Origin of the sequence: Mycobacterium sp., from assembly GCF_050701675.1 — a bacterium.
Classification (GTDB): Bacteria; Actinomycetota; Actinomycetes; order Mycobacteriales; family Mycobacteriaceae; genus Mycobacterium.
The window spans coordinates 1-2,517 of record NZ_JBOGDD010000782.1 but is presented as its reverse complement, the minus strand read 5'-3'; the positions used below and the strand labels follow the sequence as shown (position 1 = coordinate 2,517).

Below are 2,517 nucleotides of genomic sequence, written 5' to 3'. Positions count from 1 at the left end.
TCCACACCGCGCTCGCCGTGCGCGCCGGCGGCCGCTGGCGGGGCTCGGTCGATGGGGTCTCGCTCACGGCGGCGACGGTCACGACGTGGGGGTTGGGTTCGCAGCCGGCGCCGGGGCAGCCGGGGTGGGAGCGGCGGCCGGCGGTGCGGCGGTGAGCCCGGGAACGTCGCCGACGATCTCCTTGATCTTGGCCACCAGAGCGTCGGGCGTGGAGAACTTGTAGTCCTCGCCGTTGATCCGGACGGTCGGGGTGCCATTGACGTTGGTCGCCGCGGCGAGACCCTTGGCCATGTCCACGTAGCGGCCGCTGTTGACGCACTCGGGAACCTTGCCAACGACCCCGGCCTGGCGTGCGATCTCGATCAGCTGCGCATTGGTGGGGAACACCGTGCCCGTCTCGCTTGGCTGCTGGGCGTAGAGCGCGGCGTGAAAGCGCCGGAAGAACTGCTTGTCGGGCGTCGTGTCCTCGTCGGCTACGCAGTAGGCGGCCGCCGATGCCCTCGACGAGTAGTTCTGATTCGCGGGCCGGTCGAGGATCGCGACCATGTAGTAGTCGGTGGCCACCGCGCCGCTCTCGATGAGCTGCGTAATCGTCGGCCCGAAGTTCTGCTCGAACTGACCGCAGACCGGGCAGAGGAAGTCCTCGTAGAGCGACAGCACGGCCTTCGGCTCGGTCGTGCCCTCCTTGGTGATCAGCTTGCTCGACGTGACGCGAACTGACTTGGCCTCGCCACCGGTCGGCTTCTTGTCACCGGACATCACGATGTAGAGCACCAGAACCACGGCGAAGATGACGACGATCGCGGTGAGCCCGACCTGGATCAGCACGTTGCGTCGGCGGTCAGCGGCCTTCAGGTCGTAGCTGGCGGACTTCTTGGGTTTCGTGGCCACGGCACTAGGGTACCGGCGGCACTCATGGCATCCGTCAGGCGCGGCTCAGGTGCGCCCGCAGCGCGGATACCGTCTCTGTCATCGCAGTGGCGCTGGCGCCGCCGAGCGGGAAGAAGTTGGCGAACGCATGCACCACGGGCCCGAATTGCCGGTGATCGACGGGGACGCCGGCCGCGGCGAGCGCGTCGGCGTACTGGTTTCCCTCGTCGCGCAGCGGATCGAAGCCGCCCGTGAGCACCATCGCCGGTGGCAGACCGGTCAGATCGGCGGCGAGCAGTGGCGAGATCCGAGGATCGCTCACGTCCAGCGAGCTTCCCGACAGGTACTTGTCGCAGCACCAGTCGATCTCGTTCTTGGTGAGGAAGTAGCCGTCGGCGAAGAGCGTCTTGGATCTGGTGTCGGCCGCAAAGTCGGTGACCGGATAGAGCAGCAATTGAAACGCCGGCACGCCGATGCCGTCGTTGCGGGCCAACTGGGAGATCACCGCGGCGAGGTTGCCGCCCGCGCTATCACCGCCGACGGCCACTCTCGATGGATCGGCTCCGAGCTCGGCGGCATGCTCCAGTGACCAGCGGTACGCCGCGTAGCAGTCCTCGACGGCCGCGGGCGCGGGGTGCTCGGGAGCCAGCCGGTAGTCGATCGACAGGACGTGCACTCCCGCGTCGCGGCACATCAACCGGCACAGGCCGTCGTGGGTTTCGAGATCGCCGAGGACGAATCCCCCGCCGTGGAAGAAGACGAGCAGCGGCACCGGTGAGCGCTCTGCGTTGACCGGTGTGTAGTGCCGAACCGGAATCGGACCTGCTGGACCAGGTATCGACGTGTCCCTGACACCGACGGCGATGTCTGCGTTGAGCATCGAGGCCAGCTTCCTCAGGTGCGAGCGCGACACGGTGACGTCGCTGCTGGCGACCAAGCCGTTGACTCCCGCCGATCGCTGAGCTGCCAGCATCAACTGCAGCGTGGTGTCGAGAGTGTTTCCGTCGATCGTCACCGTCCTGCGGCCGAGCACGAGGCGCTTCACGGCGTCGGGCAGGTGGGGCAGAAGGCGCAGCACCACGCCACTGGATGCGTTGAGAACGGCCAACCGTGCGCGGCTGGGGCTGCCCATGTCCCCGTGCAGGACCGGCGCGGCGGGTCTCGTGCGCGGACCCCCTACTGGCAGACTTCCCGTCATGGCGTCTCCTTCGAATCCTTCGTCGCCGACGATCGCGCTCAACGACGGTAACTCCATACCAACCGTCGGGCTTGGGGTATGGCAGACGCCGGCGGACGACACCGAGCGGGCGGTCACCGCCGCGCTGGCCGCAGGTTATCGGCACGTCGACACGGCGGCCGCATACGGCAACGAGTCAGAGGTGGGCCTGGCCCTCAAGGGGGCGGCTGCGGTCGGAACCGCCCGCGACGAGGTGCACGCCGAGCTCGGGATCAGGACCGAGGCCTGGAGCCCGCTGAGGCAGGGCTCGCTGCTGGAGAACGCGACTGTGGCCGCCATTGCCGATGCGCATGGAAAAACGCCAGCGCAGGCGCTGATTAGGTGGCACGTCCAGCTCGGTAATATCGTCATCCCGAAATCGGTGAACCCCGAAAGGATTGTGAGCAACTTCGACGTGTTCGACTTCGAGC

3 protein-coding genes are annotated in these 2,517 nt (G+C 67.4%); 1 reads left to right on the top strand and 2 read right to left on the bottom strand.

What is annotated here, in order from left to right:
* Positions 1-78: 78 nt before the first annotated feature.
* Together ACRDUX_RS24015 and ACRDUX_RS24010 are read right to left on the bottom strand one after the other, a co-directional pair.
* Positions 79-891 (bottom strand): DsbA family protein, encoded by an 813-nt coding sequence (locus tag ACRDUX_RS24015; protein ID WP_526417212.1) that lies wholly within the window; start codon positions 889-891, stop codon positions 79-81.
* A gap of 34 nt (positions 892-925) precedes the next feature.
* Entirely contained in the window at positions 926-2,068 is a 1,143-nt protein-coding gene (locus ACRDUX_RS24010) for an alpha/beta hydrolase (RefSeq protein ID WP_526417210.1), read from the bottom strand.
* On the opposite strand from ACRDUX_RS24010, the gene ACRDUX_RS24005 reads away from it, so the two are divergent.
* On the top strand, positions 2,067-2,517 hold a 451-nt coding region (locus ACRDUX_RS24005; protein ID WP_526417208.1), incomplete at its 3' end, for an aldo/keto reductase. The genes ACRDUX_RS24010 and ACRDUX_RS24005 overlap by 2 nt on opposite strands.